Origin of the sequence: Pseudoalteromonas sp. K222D, from assembly GCF_017653575.1 — a bacterium.
GTDB classification, from domain to species: Bacteria; Pseudomonadota; Gammaproteobacteria; order Enterobacterales; family Alteromonadaceae; genus Pseudoalteromonas; species Pseudoalteromonas nigrifaciens.
The window spans coordinates 64,470-81,851 of record NZ_JAGGDL010000011.1 but is presented as its reverse complement, the minus strand read 5'-3'; the positions used below and the strand labels follow the sequence as shown (position 1 = coordinate 81,851).

Annotated in this window: 12 protein-coding genes; 6 read left to right on the top strand and 6 right to left on the bottom strand. The window is 38.5% G+C overall.

Features of this window, described 5'->3' with window-relative positions:
- Positions 1 to 5 precede the first annotated feature (5 nt).
- Complete coding sequence (locus J5X91_RS07970; RefSeq protein WP_208834368.1) at positions 6 to 518, top strand: hypothetical protein; 513 nt, start codon at positions 6 to 8, stop codon at positions 516 to 518.
- Positions 519 to 727: 209 nt separating this feature from the next.
- Here J5X91_RS07970 and J5X91_RS07965 read toward each other — a convergent pair whose 3' ends face one another.
- The 5 genes from J5X91_RS07965 to dinG all read right to left on the bottom strand — a co-directional run bounded on the left by J5X91_RS07965 (position 728) and on the right by dinG (position 4,759).
- On the bottom strand, positions 728 to 889 hold the full coding sequence (locus J5X91_RS07965; protein WP_083497521.1) for a YbaM family protein: 162 nt from the start codon (positions 887 to 889) through the stop codon (positions 728 to 730).
- On the bottom strand, positions 879 to 1,154 hold the full coding sequence (locus tag J5X91_RS07960; protein WP_089368542.1) for a late competence development ComFB family protein: 276 nt from the start codon (positions 1,152 to 1,154) through the stop codon (positions 879 to 881). The genes J5X91_RS07965 and J5X91_RS07960 overlap by 11 nt, the downstream gene beginning before the upstream one ends.
- A 140-nt stretch (positions 1,155 to 1,294) precedes the next feature.
- Positions 1,295 to 1,903 carry a primosomal replication protein gene (locus J5X91_RS07955; protein ID WP_011328651.1) on the bottom strand — a complete coding sequence of 203 codons (609 nt, stop codon included), beginning with the start codon at positions 1,901 to 1,903 and terminating at the stop codon, positions 1,295 to 1,297.
- A gap of 1 nt (position 1,904) precedes the next feature.
- Complete coding sequence (locus tag J5X91_RS07950; RefSeq protein WP_011328650.1) at positions 1,905 to 2,681, bottom strand: TSUP family transporter; 777 nt, start codon at positions 2,679 to 2,681, stop codon at positions 1,905 to 1,907.
- Between the two features lie 2 nt (positions 2,682 to 2,683).
- Positions 2,684 to 4,759, bottom strand: a complete 2,076-nt coding sequence (dinG, locus tag J5X91_RS07945; protein ID WP_011328649.1) for an ATP-dependent DNA helicase DinG — start codon at positions 4,757 to 4,759, stop codon at positions 2,684 to 2,686.
- A gap of 59 nt (positions 4,760 to 4,818) precedes the next feature.
- Between dinG and J5X91_RS07940 the strand changes: the two genes are divergently transcribed.
- From J5X91_RS07940 to J5X91_RS07920, 5 genes are all read left to right on the top strand, one after another.
- Complete coding sequence (locus J5X91_RS07940) at positions 4,819 to 7,164, top strand: DNA polymerase II (protein ID WP_208834367.1); 2,346 nt, start codon at positions 4,819 to 4,821, stop codon at positions 7,162 to 7,164.
- Between the two features lie 372 nt (positions 7,165 to 7,536).
- A complete protein-coding gene (locus J5X91_RS07935) occupies positions 7,537 to 10,197 on the top strand; it encodes a TonB-dependent receptor (protein ID WP_208834366.1) in 2,661 nt (886 codons plus the stop codon).
- Positions 10,198 to 10,258: 61 nt separating this feature from the next.
- Positions 10,259 to 11,206 carry a class I SAM-dependent methyltransferase gene (locus J5X91_RS07930; RefSeq protein WP_208834365.1) on the top strand — a complete coding sequence of 316 codons (948 nt, stop codon included), beginning with the start codon at positions 10,259 to 10,261 and terminating at the stop codon, positions 11,204 to 11,206.
- A 794-nt stretch (positions 11,207 to 12,000) separates the two neighbouring features.
- Entirely contained in the window at positions 12,001 to 14,889 is a 2,889-nt protein-coding gene (locus tag J5X91_RS07925; RefSeq protein ID WP_192531559.1) for a TonB-dependent receptor, read from the top strand.
- Between the two features lie 260 nt (positions 14,890 to 15,149).
- Positions 15,150 to 16,901 carry a DEAD/DEAH box helicase gene (locus tag J5X91_RS07920; RefSeq protein WP_208834364.1) on the top strand — a complete coding sequence of 584 codons (1,752 nt, stop codon included), beginning with the start codon at positions 15,150 to 15,152 and terminating at the stop codon, positions 16,899 to 16,901.
- 36 nt (positions 16,902 to 16,937) lie between these two features.
- On the opposite strand, the gene J5X91_RS07915 is transcribed toward J5X91_RS07920, so the two are convergent.
- A complete protein-coding gene (locus J5X91_RS07915) occupies positions 16,938 to 17,273 on the bottom strand; it encodes a ribonuclease E inhibitor RraB (RefSeq protein ID WP_011328642.1) in 336 nt (111 codons plus the stop codon).
- Between the last annotated feature and the right edge of the window lie 109 nt (positions 17,274 to 17,382).

Sequence of the window (17,382 nt, the reverse complement as noted above, 5' to 3'; positions counted from 1 at the left end):
ATTTTATGAAAACAACATTATTAATAATGAGCATTTTAATCTTGGTAGGGTGCGCATCAAAACCCGACTACCGCCCAGCTAACAAAGGCTCAACCGGTTATAGCGAGCAAAAAATTAGTGATGACCGCTATCGTGTTGAATTTAAAAGCGTATCAAACAGCGTCGCTGACGCTGGCGATTATGCACTGTTAAGAGCGGCTGAACTAACTCAAGCTCAAGGTTATGATTGGTTTGTGGTTACTAACAAAGAAACCTTTGTTGAATCTAAATCACACGCACCGACGTCATCAGTAAGTGCAACACGTGGCCAGCAGGTTGAACGCAACTGTGGTTTACTTACCTGTGAAACACGCACCCGCCCAGTGAACGAAATGGGTGTGCAAATTAGTAATCACGATAGTCGCAAAGAAGTACATACGCTGCTTGATATCAAAATGGGTAAAGGGATAAAACCAAACGATAACAGCTATAGTGCTCAGGATGTGATTGATAATTTAAGTGCTAAAGCGAAAAAGTAACGCAACACAACTGGGTTATTACCCTATTGAAACTAAAGCTTAACTAACCTGATCTTTGGATAATAAATCTATCTCAAGCAGCTATTTTCAGCGCTAACTGCGTTGAATTTACTTGCAATAGGCAGCTATTGACGCGTGAATTCTTCTTGTTTTCACTGAAAACCTCTTAACCATAGTTCAAGTTAACTATTAAAACGATAAGCAGGTAACTAAGATGCGTTGCTGTTATTCTGCTTTTTTTCGAAGTCGATTTTTACTATTTCGAGTGCTTTAAGTACTTCATCAGGAGCAACGTCGTGTTGCTCTAGTAGCATAATTAAATCGACTGCGAGTTTTATATGGGTTGGTGCTTGTTGTAGATTATTGCTCATGCTGGGGTTTCTTTTTTGCAATTTGGCTAATTGCTACATCAATGGCTGTTTGCACCCGCTGTTGCATATGCATACGCTCTGTTTGTGATAAATAATAGGCCATATCTACGTCGGAGCGAATATAGCGCGCAGGCAGTTGATTTAAAACAGTACAGCAAAAATCGGCCATTACATCATCAGTATACTGTTCATTAAGTTTGCGATTAATTATTTCTTCTAAAACAAATTTTTCATAAAAGTTATGTATATCTTCGTGTAATTGCATATTCCACTCGCTCGTTTTTAATCCATTTAATTGAGTTTATACCAAGGAACAGTATAAATCGAGGGGATAGCTTTACAGCTATTTATTAACGGTTAATTAGTTAACGGCTTGATTGGCATTGTGAAACATACTTAAAGTGTTTAGCGAAGTTGTTGTTTTTCTACACGCTGTATTTTTTCTTCGGTGGCCGAAATCGCTTTTCTACAGCGCCCTAAGCGTGCATGCGTTGTTAATATTTCCAAATTTAGCTTTTGTGCTTTAGCTGGAGTTGCTTTATCCATTTGCATTTTACGCTCTTCAATCATTAACAATAATCGGCGTTCAAATTCGTGGTTTTGTTTAAGTTCGTCATAAAGCTCATGAGAAGATTGTATTACTTGTTGCACAGCTTGTTTATAAACGGCTTGTTTGGGACGTGGTTTATAATGACTTTTATTTTCTTTTATCCAAATAGGGGTTGATTTAATAACATTAAAAACAGCTTGTACTTGTGTTGCTATACGCTCAAGTGCGTAGGTGTATGCATGGCGATGCTCACTTGGTGGTAAAGACGATACTTCGTCTTCTATTTCGGCTACATAGTCGGCTAGGTTCATACTTTTAGTACTAAAAACAGCACGGTCAAATAAGCTTGGTTGCGCTTGCATATAACGGTTTTTAGAAAACAGTTTTGCTTTATCAAATTGCTCGGCTTGCTGCTTTAAGGTTGCAACTTGTTGGCGTAGTTTATCAAAAGCGGGTGAGTGCATATTAAAAGTAAGCCTCGTAAATAAGTTTTAGTGCTAATAATATAACCATAGTATTAAATACTGGGCGAATAAACTTGCTGCCAAAGCGTATTGCTGAATGCGCGCCAAACCATGCGCCTAGCATGATAAAAAAGCCCATAGTAATACCCAGTAAAAAGTTAACATGGCCTAATGCTACAAAAGTAATAAGTGAAATAAAGTTAGACACAAAGTTCATTGAGCGCGATAAACCACAATTTAGCAGTAGGTTCATTTTATATAGCATGCCGTTTGAGGCGGTCCAAAAGGTGCCTGTACCTGGTCCTGCTAAGCCATCAAAAAAACCTAAGCTTAAGCCTTGCAGCCACTGCTTTATTTTCATTGTTTGGGTAAGCTTAGGTAGTTCACTTCCCTCTGTGGTACTTAAACTACCAAACAAGCTATAACAGGCTACAACAATTATAATTATAGGTAATAATTTATTTAAGAAGTCGATACTTAAGTGATCAACTATTAAAGTGCCTATTAATGCGCCAATGGCGGTGGCAAAAATAGAGGCTAGCCAAAACTTAGGGTTAAATAAGTCTTTTTTATAATAAGTATAACTCGCAGTTAAAGAGCCAAAGCTTGCGGCTAATTTATTTGTGCCAAGCGTTAAATGCGGTGGTAAGCCTGCTGTTAATAAAGCAGGAACCGTTAACATACCACCACCACCGGCGATGGCGTCAATAAAACCTGCGGCAAGTGCAACGGCACATAAAATAGCCCAGGTTGTTGGATCGAGTGCAAGTTCAAACATTATTAATAATCTATCTGTCTTTTAAAAGGAGGTAAGGTGTCGAGCATTGCTTTGCCGTATCGCTTAGTGATCAAGCGTCTATCGAGAATAGTAATACAGCCAGCATCGCTTTCTTTACGCAGCAGTCTACCACAGCTTTGTACCAATTTCTTTGCCGCATCGGGAACGGTTATTGATAAAAAAGGATTGCCGCCTTTACTTTGTACAAACTCGGCTTGCGCTTCTTCAATTGGCGAGGTGGGTACGGCAAAAGGGATTTTTGTAATTATTAGATTCTCTAGGTATTTACCTGGTAAATCAAGGCCTTCTGATAGGCTTTGGGTGCCAAATAAAATACTACCTTTGCCTTCATCAATATTTTTAGTATGTAATTTAAGCATTGCCTCACGCGACATTTCGCCTTGTACTAATAAGTTAAAACCTTTTGTTCTAAGAAACTTTGATACATGGTCCATTTGCCAGTAAGAGGCAAACAATACTAGGTTGGCTTTTTTGGTGTCTAAATACTCAGGTAGAGTATTGGCTAAGTGATCGCTAAATGCTTTATCGGTTGGTTCAATTTTAGAAACCGGAATACGCAAAGTTGCTTGATTAGGGTAGTCGAAAGGCGAGGGCACTTTAATAAATTTAACGCCTTCCTCTTTGGCCAGGCCTGTTTCGTAAGCAAAATGATCAAACGAGCCTAAAGCACTTAATGTAGCCGAGCATAAAACTGCACCCGCGCACTCGCTCCATAGCTTGTCTTTTAAGTAGTAACCTACTTCAATAGGGCAGTCGCTTAATAAATGGTCATGGTGGTTTTTATACTCAAGGCGCTTTATCCATCTAGCATGCGGTGTACCTTCACCTTTATTTGCATAGCTAAACCACAGCTTATTTAATTGCTCTAAACGATTTATGTATTGCCCGCTCTCCCCTAAAATAGGGTCGGCTACGTAGGGTTTTATATCGCCGTCGCTTACATCTTGGGTTAGCGTGTCATGCATTTTACTTAAGCAGCGCAGTGCATCTTGCGTGGCTTCGCTTATATCTTTGGCTTTACTGTGTAGTGACTGTGGAATTTCGCCATTTTCGAACCTGTAAGTATCATCTTTTGAATATTCAAAGTCAGCATTATCGAGAATGTCGCGTACTACTTTTAAATCTTTGTTGGCGTCGTTAATGCTATCGCAAAGCTTAAAGTTTTGCCCTATCGCCTTTTGACCCACTATTACTTTAGCCATTTTTCCGCTAAATTTAGTGAGCTTATCGAGCCACTCTATGGTGCCTTTTATTGTCGCCGCCGCGGATGAAAAGTCGCGAGTAATATGTGCTAAGTGGTGTGCTTCATCAATTACATAAATAGTGTTGTCGGGTTCGGGTAAAATTTTACCACCGCCTAAGTCTAAATCTGCAAGTAATAAAGAGTGGTTGATCACCAGTACATCCATTTGCATTAATTGCTGACGCGCAAGCTGAAACGGGCAGGTTTGATGCGCTTTCATTTGGCGCTGGCACGAATGTTTATCGCAGGCTATTAATCCCCATACTTTATCAGGAACTGTGTCGGCCCAGCTGTCTCTGTCGCCTTGCCATTTTTTAGTCGTATAAGCGGTGTAAAGCTCATTTAAACATTTGGTTTCCATTACGCTTAAAGGGGAGCTAAGCGTAGGCATAAATTCCATTTGTGTTTGGCTATCGCCGTTAACCGCATTGTGTAGTTTATGAGCGCAAATATATCGCTGGCGACCTTTTACTAAATCAAACTTAAAACTAAGCCCTGAATGCTTTTTAAAAAAAGGTAACTCTTTGGCTATTAACTGCTCTTGCAGCGCAACTGTGGCGGTTGAAATAACTAATTTCTTTTTTTGTGCTAGCGCAAGTGGCAAAGCGCCTAAACAATATGCCAGAGACTTGCCCGTGCCTGTACCTGCTTCTATAACGCAAATACGTTGTTTTTTGTGATATTCACCCGCTAGCGTTTTTGCTATTTCGGCAACTAAGTAATTTTGGCTGCTACGCGGGCGGTAATCACTTAGGTTATTAGCCACATGCTGATGTACTTGCCTAATAGTTTTTTTTAATGAGCTCGATAGCATGTGATGATTACCTAAAGTATGTATATAATTACAGTGTATATATTAAGTGGGATCGGACATTGACACAAGCAATCTATCAGGGCTTTATTTTATCAAGGCAACAATACTCGTCTAAAAACAGGCAGGGCCTTACTTTGTGTTATTGGTTAAGCTCTGAGTATGGGCCTATAAAGGTGGTTGTTGAAAACCAGCAAGCCGTATTTTTTATTGCGCAACAACAGCAGCCTCTTGCACAAACGTTATTAGCCAAAGCCAAAATAAAGGTAAGTTTTAAAGCGGTTAATATGCGCCACTTTAGTGGTGTTGACTGCACAGCTTGCTATTTTAACGACAGTAGTAGCCTTTATAAAGCAAGAGCCCAGCTTGAGGAGCAAATAAATATATACGAAGGCGATATTCGCCACAGCGACCGATTTTTAATGGAGCGCTTTATTAAAGGCGGAGTGTGGGTAACTGGAGAGGCGCTACAAAAAAATGGCTTTATCGAAATTACTCAAGCAAAACTAAAAGCTAATCCAAACTATACGCCACAGCTCGCGTCGCTTTCATTAGATATAGAATGTAACGCAGAAGGCGTGTTGTTCTCTGTTGGATTAGTTGGTAATGGCCTCGATTGCGTATTAATGATTGGTGAGCCACAGCCTCACAGTAAGGCATTTAATATTGACTGGTGCGTTGATGAAATAAACTTACTGCAAAAACTGCAGTGCTACATTACTAGTAACGATCCGGATGTGATTGTGGGTTGGAATGTAATTGAATTTGATTTTAGCGTACTTAATGCGCGCGCAGAAGCATTAGGACTGGTGCTTAATTTAGGTAGAGAACAACAACCTTTAACAATTAGAACGGGTCATTACACCCGGCTTACTTTACCTGGGCGCAGCGTAATAGATGGTATAGATACACTAAAAAATGCCACTTATCATTTTGATAGTTATTCGTTAGCTAATATTTCTCATAAAGTGCTGGGCGAGTCTAAGTTAATTCAAGCTGATAATCGCCTTAGCGAAATTATTCGTCAATTTAATCACGACAAGCTCGCACTTGCCGCTTATAACCGCCAAGACTGTATATTAGTAAATAGAATTTTTGTTAAGTTAAAGCTATTTGAATTTGCCATAGTAAGAACGCAACTTACGGGGCTTGAACTAGAACGTATGGGCGGCTCGGTAGCTGCATTTACCAACCTATATTTACCCTTATTACATCGCAGTGGCTATGTTGCACCTAATTTAGGCGATCATGGCTTATCGTTTGAAAGCCCGGGTGGTTATGTAATGGAGTCGACTCCTGGTTTATATGAAAATGTATTAGTGCTCGACTTTAAAAGCTTGTATCCGTCAATTATGCGCACTTTTTGTATTGATCCATTAGGCCTTATAGAAGGGCTAAACTCTCCCGAAAGTGCGGTAGCAGGGTTTAACGATGCACTTTTTTCACGCGATCTGCATCACTTACCTAAATTAATTAAGCACTTAACCCGTACTCGCCAAAAAGCTAAAGACACCAACCAGCCAATGCTTTCTCAGGCAATAAAAATAATAATGAACAGCTTGTATGGTGTATTAGGCTCTAAAGGTTGCCGATTTTACGATCCCAGGCTCTCAAGTTCAATTACACTAAGGGGGCACGAAATCATGCAAACCACCCGAAAATGGATTGAAGAGCTAGGTTATGAGGTTATTTATGGCGACACAGATTCAATATTTGTAAAAGTAAATGAGCGCTTAAATGCCACACAGTGTAATGAAATAGGCAATGATGTGATGCAAATTATTAACAAACGCTGGTCTGATAGCGTTAAAACTCGCTTTTCGTTGACCAGTTATTTAGAAATAGAGTTTGAAACCCATTACAGCCCATTTTTTATGCCTACCATAAGAGGAAAAAAAATAGGCTCAAAAAAACGTTACGTTGGCCAAATTGATAAAAACAACGCCAAGCAGCTCATTTTTAAAGGAATGGAAACCGTGCGCAGCGATTGGACCCAGTTTGCTCAAGAGTTTCAAACCGAACTTTTTAAAACATTATTTGATCAACAATTTAAAATAGAGCAATTAAACGACATTATAAAAAGCTACACTAAAAAACTATACGCAGGGGAGTTTGATAAAAAACTTATATACCGTAAACGTTTAGGCCAAAATTTAAGTGACTATGTAAAAAATATTCCCCCGCATGTGCAAGCAGTAAAAAAATATAAAGCGAATAACCCCGACTTTGATGTAAAGCGCGGCCAAATAATAGAATATGTTTATGCTATTAATGGCGCTGAAATTTACAATGGAAACAACACCCTCAATTACCCTCTTTATATACAGCGGCAGCTAGAACCAGTTGCCGATATGATTCTAAGCGCACTTGGCGTACTGCCAAACTCAACCCAAAGTACTTTGTTTTAAGCTTAATAATCAGTAAAAAATTAAAGTGTAAAGCTGATTAAAGAAGCTGTTTACAAATATTCACATGCCGAAAGTTAACAAGTATGATTTTAATTAAACTGCAACTGAAAACAATATTGAATGAACTGCTTTAAAAACAGTGGGTTATTTTCATTTTTTAATTTGCAGCGAACTTACTAATAGGCTTTTTGTAAACGGCCAGTACTAATAACGGTGATAAAGTGTGATATATGATAACGACAGGTCACTTAAAGTTAATTTTATGTTGACCTTTCTGTTCTCATAGTATTATCATTGGTTACATAATCATTGTTTATTCGTAATCAGATGATTAAATATAAAAAAATAAAATAGTATTCTTGGGAGAATCAAATGTTAAATAATCAAGTTTCAAAAGCTGTTCGCTTAGCGATCGCTTTTGGTGCAGCTTCAACAGCTGTATTTTCAGCAAGCTCAATTGCTGCTGAAGAAGGCATAGAGAAAGTAGAGCGTATTGCTGTTACTGGTTCACGTATTAAAAGAACTGACTTAGAGGGTGCTATACCTGTAACTGTTATCGATCGTGCTGCGATTGATTTTTCAGGACAAACTTCTGTTTCAGACTTATTACGTAATACAAGTTTTAACTCGGCGGGTTCATTTCGTCCACAGTCTGGTAGTTCTGCGCAAGGTATTTCGCAAATTAACTTACGTGGTTTAGGTGCTTCACGCTCACTAATTTTGGTTGATGGTCGTCGCTTACCTAAGTCACCTTCAACTGGTAACTCACAAGATTTGAACTCAATTCCAATGGCGGCGGTTGAGCGTATTGAAATTTTATCTGATGGTGCTTCAGCAGTATATGGTTCTGACGCTATCGCTGGTGTAGTTAACATTATTACCAGAAAAGATTTTAACGGTATTGAAATGCGTATCGGTGCTTCAGAAGTAAGCTTACCAGAAGACGGTGGTGACCGTGAAGAAGGCTCTGTAGTATTTGGTGCTTCAAGCGATAACTCTTCTGTAATTGGTGGTGTTTCTTGGAACAGCCGTGACATTATTTATGAAAATGCGTACCCATGGGTACAACCAGGCGCCTCTAGCTTCGGTGTTAACGTAAAGAAAGAAAATGGTTATAAATCTATTATTTCACAAGCTGAATGTGATAGTTTAGAAAACTTTAGTTTTGGCTCTGCTGGTAACTGTGGATATAACTTTAATGCAACGAATGCTAACGAAGCTTCTACATCAAACACATCAGCGTTCTTAAAAGCCAATTATGATATTAATGATGACTGGAGAATCTTATCGCATACTCTAGTATCAAAAACTAAGTCTTTTGGTCGTTATGCGCCATCTTTAAACGATGCTGGCGATGCGGCTTTCTTATCTGATAACAGTCCTAATAACCCAATTAATGTTAACAGCCCATTTTATGATGCAGAGTTTGCTAATTACATGGTAGCTAAGCGTGAGCAAGCTCGCGCAGATGCAATTGCTGATGGCAAAGAGCCAGGCCCAGATGAATTAGTTAATATTCGTCATCGTTTTGCTGCATTAGGTAACCGTGATAGTGAAGTTGACAACTGGTCTACAGACTTTATGATTAGTGTTGAAGGTCAAATTGGCGCAGTAGCAGTTGATTTTGGTGTACGTAAAAACCAAACAAAAACCTATGAAATAGGTCGTAACTACTTAATGGGTAGTAATGCTCGCGCAGCTATGGATAGTGGCGAATATATGCTAAACGACCCATTTGGCACTCGTTTTACTACTGATGCAGACCGTAATAACTATTCTAAATTACTAAGTGGCTTAAACGTAACTACATCGCGTATTGGTACTTTCCAGCAAGAAGAAGTGTTTGGCTCTGCTGCATTTGACGTAATGGAAATGGGTGGCGGCGCATTACAAGCGATTGTAGGTGCTGAATACCGTAAAGAAGATTACTCTGACACATACGATGCATTATCAGAAGCTGGTCAAGTAGGTGGTTCTGCAGGTAATAGTGCAGGCGGCGGCCGTAACTTGAAAAGTGCTTTCTTTGAAGCATTATTCCCAGTTATGGAAGGCCTAGAGTTTACACTAGCAGGTCGTTACGATGAGTACTCTGACTATGGTTCAGATTTCTCTCCTAAAGTGTCTGTTAGATATGAACCTATGGATGGCTTAGTATTGCGTGCATCATATGGTGAAGGTTTCCGCGCACCTACATTGGATATCCTTACAGCTAAGCCAGCTCCAGATAACCCAAGTGTATCAGATGCTCCGTCATGTCTTAATTTCGGAGAACCAGCAGATTGTGACGTGCAAGTAAGTGCGATTACTTTGGCTAACTCTGAAATTGGTTCTGAATCATCAGAGCAAATTTCATTAGGTTTAGCTTACCAACCAACAGATTGGTTAAACTTTTCTGCTGATTATTATGAGATTGAAATCTCTAACATGATCCGTTTCTTTGGTGCTACTACTATTTTGACTCGTGAACAAACCGGTGACCCAATTCCTGCCGGTTTAGGTGTAGAGCGTTTCAGTAATGGTGGTATTGAGCTAATCACTCAGGGTTATGCTAACGAAGGTAAATGGGAAGTTAGTGGTTTAGATGTAAATTTAAATACAACGTTTGACTTTGATGCAGCGGGTACATTAAAGCAAACATTACAATTTAGTCATCAGTTTGAAAGTAAAATTGATGGTGGTCGTAATACACTTAAAGATGCAGGTGAACCACAGCAACGTGCTTCATTGTCAAACAGCTATGCAATACAAGACTTTGACTTTACTTGGAACATCAATATGATTGGTTCTCAGTATGAAGATGTAACGCAAGTAGCTGGTGGTGGTGTTGAACGTACAGGTAACATTGCAACGTGGATCACACATGATTTACAAGCATCGTATAGCTTCCCTACAGGCACTAAGGTTTCTGTTGGTATGCAAAATGCTTTTGAGAAAGAGCCACAGTTAAGCAGCTTCGGTGGTCGTAACTATAACTTCGACCTTTATGATGCTTACGGTCGTGTTACGTACTTACGTTTCTCACAATCGTTTTAATTTATAAAATAAGTTAAATAAAAAGGTGGGTTTTAAACCCACCTTTTTTTATGGGTAAAAAATGCAACATTGGAATTCATACTGGTCAAGGACCAAATCACTTAATAGTTTTGCTGAAGGGGAGCACAGCCAAGGTTATAAAGGCATTGTCGCCAGTTTTTGGCAAACTATTTTTAAATCACTACCTGAACCAACTACAATTTTAGACCTAGCTACCGGGAATGGTGGACTGGCTGTTTTAGCGCAGCAATTTAATGCAAGTTTTGATGTTTATGCATCAGACGCGGCAAACATAGCACCATTATCTCAACATGCCCCCTCAGATCCTAATTACAAACACCTCGAAAAAATACATTTTTATGGCAATATGCCCTCTGAAACCTTAGCGTTTGAGAACGTTCAATTTGATAGTGTTATAAGTCAATTTGGTTTTGAGTATGCAGAGCCCGCCGCCGCTCTTTTAGCGGTAAATAAGGCATTAAAACCTAATGGTGAATTTATTGCGTTAGTACATCATCAATATTCATTTATTTCTACAGATTGTAAAATTGGGTTAAAAGTACTCAAAGACTTAAGTAAAGACAATGGTTTGTTATTGCAACTTCAAGACTTCGCTGATTTTTGTCAGTCTATTACAAATAAGGTAGAGCCGACTGCTGAGCAACAAGTTCAATTTAAGCAAAAAAATGTAGACCTGTTACAGCAAGTAAAATATCAGCAGAGTAAATGCAACAGTGAAGATGAGTTAGACTGGTTTAATTTATTAGTAAAAGAGCTACTTCCAGCGATCATTGATTGGCCGCAAACAGACAGTAAAAGAGTAGAAGAACTCCGTGATAACTTATATTCTTTTCAGCTTCGCTTACAAGATCAACAAGCCGCATCGTGGTCAAACTCAGATGTTGAGTATATAAAAACCCTTCTGCAAGATAATTGGTCCAGCTACGAGTTCGATGTTATGAAAATAGACGCAGGTATTTTTTGTTGGGTTATAAAAGCACGAAAGTAAATTTAACATTGAATGTATTGTACTAATTTAAAAGTGTAAATTAGTACAATAATAAATAGCTATGTAGTTCTTCATTGCTGTTTAAATTAAGTAAAAAAGAATTGTAAATTACTATCTGCTTATTATAACCAATAATCCCCTCATTAATAACGCAACAGCCCTGCAGGCTATTAATACTGTAGCGGTCTGTTTTGAATAGTTATCTTTCTGACTTGAGGCATATAAACCTCTGCCCCTCTGCTTATTTTATATAAGCTTTAAAGTTATTAATCCGCTAAGTGACTTTGTAGATATGTAGCAGCTACTATTACGCTTTTGTGCAGTTAAACTCAATTGTTCTATTTAGTTAGTAATATGTTACTGCTTTAGTATGGGCTGTTTTTCAATTTTAATGTAAAAGCTAGCTTAATAATTACTAAACCAAACATAATACAGAGATTAATTATAAGTAATATTAACTTTACTTCTATACCTTTATTTTTGCTCTATGCCCCGCCAAATATGAAAATCTGATTTTTATCAGTTAATTCATATACCCCTAAAAACTCAATTATAGATAAACAATAGTACCCACAATAAGTGCGGTAAATTGTTTATCAGATATTATTCATTGTGTTTATATGAATACATGTGCTTTGTAAATATATGTAAACAAGGGCTGTTTTATGTTAACTAGGTGTTGACCTGATGGTGTCCTTAGTAATACTCTTTAATTTGAAAATAGATGCTATGCAGATAACGTAGCTTTATTTTTCATAAAACAATGATAAAAATAAAACTATAGGGACAATAAAATGTTAAATACTAAAGTTTCAAAAGCTGTTCGCTTAGCGATTGCTTTTGGTGCAGCATCAACAGCTGCATTTTCAGCAAGTACAATTGCTGCTCAAGAAGGCGCAGAAAAAGTAGAACGGATAGAAGTTACAGGTTCGCGTATATTACGTGAAGGAGCTATATCACCATCACCAGTGACAGTTATTAGTGGGGACGATTTAGTAAACACTGGGGCTATGAATATCGGTGAAGTACTTAATAAACTACCCGCATTAGCTACTACGTATTCACTTGCAAACTCAGGTCGTTTTATTGGTACGGCCGGTATCAGTTTATTAGATTTACGTGGAATGGGCAGTGAGCGGACACTGGTTTTAGTCGATGGTAAACGTCACGTTGCTAGTGCTCCAGGTACTTCTTCAGTAGATACTAATACTATTCCAAGCGCTTGGATTGAAAAAGTTGAGATTATCACTGGTGGCGCATCAGCTGTATACGGCGCAGATGCGGTGACAGGTGTGGTTAACTTTATTCTTAAAAAAGATATAACGGGCTTCAATGTTTCGGCAACGAAAGGTTTTGCCGATAATAGCTCTTATCAAAATGAAAAGTATACTTTATCTTATGGTCAGGATTTTGCTGAAGGTCGTGGTAATGCCGCATTTTCAGTAGAATACAATTCACAAAACTCTTTAAACTCGCTAGATAACCCTTGGACAGCAACATCATATTCGTCTATGCCGTATGAAGTTGTAACAGGTCAAGCGCGACCAGATGGTCAAATTGATAGTGAAGCTTATCCGGATAAAATTGTAGTTCCTAATGCGGGTTATTACTTAATTTCGAATGCGGGTACGGTTTGGGATCCAAATACGGGTGGTATTTTAGGTAAGTTTAATGGCGATAGCACTTTGGGTGATGTATACACTGGCGCTATTGATGATGGTAATTACTGTGCCAGCCCTGGTTGTGATTTTATTAACTTACGCCAATATTCAGAAATTCAACCTAAGTTCGATCGTGTAAACTTTAACTTTAAAACAAACTATGATGTAACAGATGAGTTAAATGCATATTTTCAAGCGAAATATTCAAAAACGGAAGGCGAGAACATAGGCCAACCTTTCTTTCGCTTTTACAGTGGCGCAAATTTAATTAAGCGTGACAATGCTTTTCTAACTCCAGATACCGCTGCAATGATGGACGAAAAAGGCTTGTCTGTTATTGGCGTTAATAAAATGTATAACGATGTTGGCCGCCGTCTTGAGGAGAATACACGTGAAACAACGCGTTTCGTCGCCGGGATCCAAGGTAATATCAGTGATGACTGGTCAATGGATCTTTCTTTAGTACACGGTAAATCAGAGATAGAACGTATCAATGGTGCAAACGTAATTATGGCTAATTATGCAAATGCAATCGATGCAATTTTTGATGGAAATGGCGATATTGTTTGTCGTGATGCAGATGCAAGAGCGAATGGATGTGTAGCCGCAAACATAATGGGTGATGGTGCAATTAGCCAAGAAGCGATTGATTATGTAACAACAACATCAACAGGTACATCTGAAATTAAGCAAACAGTATTTAATGCAACATTTAGCAACTCAGCTATTTTTGAGCTGCCAGCTGGAATGGTTGGTTTTGCCGGTGGTGTTGAGTATCGCGATGAGAGCAGTGTAACGATTGAAGATGCTTTTGCTAAAACAGGTGCGACGTTCTTCAATGCCTTAGGTGAGACTGATGGTGGCTATGATGTAACCGAAGCCTTTTTTGAATTATCGGTACCTTTAATTGAAGATGTATTTTTGATTGACACTTTAGTTTTTGACACTGCAGTTCGCTATGCTGATTATTCAACAATTGGTGATGCAACCAGCTGGAAATTAGGTCTTGACTGGACTATAACCCCTGAGTTACGTGCTCGTTTTACCTTATCTGAAGCGATGCGTGCCCCTAATATAGATGAGTTATTTTCAGGACAAAGTCAGTCATTTGCGAGTGTAGATGATAGCTGTAAAGTATCTGAGCTGGATCAATTAAGTGCCGGTGGTCGCGCAATACGTGCAGCTAACTGTGCAGCCTTGGGTGTTCCTGCAGGATTTGACTCTAATTATGATAGTGCAACCCTTGAGACTTTAGTCGGCGGTAATCCGGATCTTCAACCTGAAGAGTCTAGATCAATTACTGCAGGTATTGTATATCAACCAGAGTGGTTAGAAGGGTTTAGCGTTACAGCCGATTACTGGGAAATAGATATTGATGACACAATAAGCGGCATTGGTTTTCAAACAATTATTGATCGTTGTGTAGACTCACCTACAGGCATTGACAATCAGTTTTGTGGCTTAATAACTCGCGACCCAAATACCAGCGAGATTACCTTACTAAAAGGTTTTGCACTTAATATCGCACGCAGCACTAACTCTGGTGTAGATTTTGAGGTTGGTTATGATTTTGATGCTTTAGGTGGTAGTTTCGATACTAGTTTTATTGGTACTTATTTGATTGAATCAAAAGATTATCCTTTCTCTGCAGAACCAGAAAACTACACTGATTCTGAAGGTGTATTAGGCGATGAAACATGGCAGGGCAATATTTCTGTTAATTATACTTATGAGAACCTCGCTATAGGCTTTAGCACTCGCTTTATTAATGGTGTTGAGCTATACGATCATAAAGAATTAGAAAGAAATCCAAACCCTTCAAACCAAATGCGTTACGGCTCATACTTTATAACAGACGCATCAGTTGGTTATAACTTTGATAGTGGCGTTGGCTTTAAAGTAGGCGTTGATAACCTATTTAATCGTCAATTACCTGGGAGCACAACAGGCACTGGAGCAGGTTCAGCAATATACGATAATATTGGCAGATTTGCTTATCTTCAAGCTACTTACAAGTTCTAAATATAATTTATAGTGTATAAAAACCTATATTAATAGAGTATTTAAGAACTACTAATTGGTGCAGTAATCTATAAAATACCCATAATCATTTTGATTATGGGTATTTTTTTATATTTATAAATAATATAGTCTTCAGGGTTTACATTTCACTGAGTAAAACGGTTGTTCCATATGAAAATTAAAATTTTATAGAGCTAATATTAAAAAGAGTTTGTTGTTCAACATCTAATCGCTAACCTCATTGAGACCTTTTATAACTCATGACCTACACCCTAAGACCTTATCAGATCGAGGCGGTTGAACGTACCGTTTTACACTTTAGAAAAACCAATGATCCCGCAGTGATAGTATTACCTACTGGTGCGGGTAAAAGTTTGGTAATTGCTGAGCTTGCGCGTATAGCTAAACAAAAAATATTAGTACTGGCGCATGTTAAAGAATTAGTAGAGCAAAACTCACAAAAATATAAAAGCTTTGGGCTTGAGGCGAGTATATTTTCGGCAGGATTAAAAGAAAAATCGTTAAACCATCAGGTTACTTTTGCTAGTGTGCAGTCGCTATCGCGTAATTTAGATCAGCTTAATGAGCATTATTCACTGTTAATTATTGATGAGTGCCATAGAGTTAATGGCGATAAAAAAAGCCAATACGGTAAAGTTATTAATGCCTTGCAAGCGCATAACCCACAATTAAAAGTATTAGGGTTAACGGCAACGCCTTATCGGTTAGGTATGGGGTGGATTTATCATCATCACTATCATGGTTTTGTGCGGGGCAATAAAGACAGCCCATTTAAAAGCTGTATTTTTGAATTACCGCTGCGCTATATGATCAAACATAACTATTTAACGCCGCCTAACGAAGTGGATGCGGCGATTAGTCATTACGACTTTTCGGCGTTAACCAGTGACGCATTTGGCCGTTATACTAATGAGGATATGAATGCGTTATTAAAAAACAGCGCACGCGCAACGCAGGCCATTTTACAACAAGTAATACAATATAGTGAAAACCGCCAAGGTATTATGATTTTTGCCGCTACGGTTATGCACGCACAAGAAATTTTAAGCTATTTACCTCATCAGCAAAGCGCCTTAATTACAGGTGACACACCTAATAGCGAACGCGATAAAATAATTAAACAATTTAAGGCCAAGCAATTAAAATACCTGGTTAATATATCGGTGTTAACCACAGGGTTTGATGCACCTCATGTTGATTTTATTGCTATTTTACGCCCTACTGAGTCGGTGAGTTTATATCAACAAATTGTCGGCAGAGGACTTAGATTAGCCGAGTCAAAAACAGATTGTTTGGTGATCGATTATGCCGGAAATGGTTTTGATTTGTTTCACCCTGAGGTTGGCGATAAAAAAGGCGATAGCGATAACGAGCCGGTACAAGTGCTTTGTCCTGGCTGTGGCTTTGCTAATATTTATTGGGGTAAAACTGACTCTACAGGAAAGGTTATTGAACACTTTGGTAGGCGCTGTAAGGGCTTGCTAGAAGATGATGAAGGTAATAAAGAGCAGTGCGATTATCGTTTTCGCTTTAAAGAGTGTGATGAATGTGGTGCACAAAACGATATAGCCGCACGTAAATGCCATGATTGCGGTGCGGTAATGGCCGACCCTGATGATAAATTACGCAATGCTTTAAATTTAAAAGATGCACTCGTACTTCGCTGTAGTGGTTTAAGTGTAACGCAGCTTAAAAATGAGATGATTAAAGTAACGTATTTTGACGAAGACGGTGCAAGTTGCGACGAAGTTTACGATATTGCAAATAAAGGGGCGGCGTATATTTTTAATCGGCAATTTGGTAAGCGGGTAGACCAAGGGCAAGCGCCCGTAAAATTTAAAACGGCAGAGCAGGTAATTAACGCACAGTTAGATTTAATTGCGCCCGACTTTGTAATTGCGCGTAAAAGTAAAAAATATGGTTGGAAGGTAGCAGATAAGCTGTTTGATTATAAAGGCAGTTTTAGAAAAGCTAATCAGTTAAACCCTTAGGTTTAACTGATTTATAATTTAGTATGGGAATGCAGATTAAGCTTCTTCTGCGTCCATTAATCCCCAACCATCGCCGTAACCGTTAAAGTTATTAGCTATGCTTTCAATGTATTGCTCAGCTTGGCCTAATAGAGTGTGCTCAGGAACCATTTGTACTTGAGTAATTACTTCCCATACGCCAGTGTCTTGGCATTTTTCGAGTTCAGCATGCTGTACTAATGTATCGGCTACTACTTCTTTGGCAAACTTTTCTGCATCGCTTTGTTGCTCAAATAAAATATAAAAATCGACTTGGTGCATTTTACTTAAATCAATACCAGCGGCGGCTATTTCAGCTAAAAGTTGGCCATTTTCGTCATCAGGAAATTGCATTAAAAAACTCATTAAAATTATTGTGTACTTGTTAGGGCTATTGTAACCAAAATAAACGCTTAAAGCGTACTAATTTTAATATTATAGATTGCATATTATGTCACTGGGT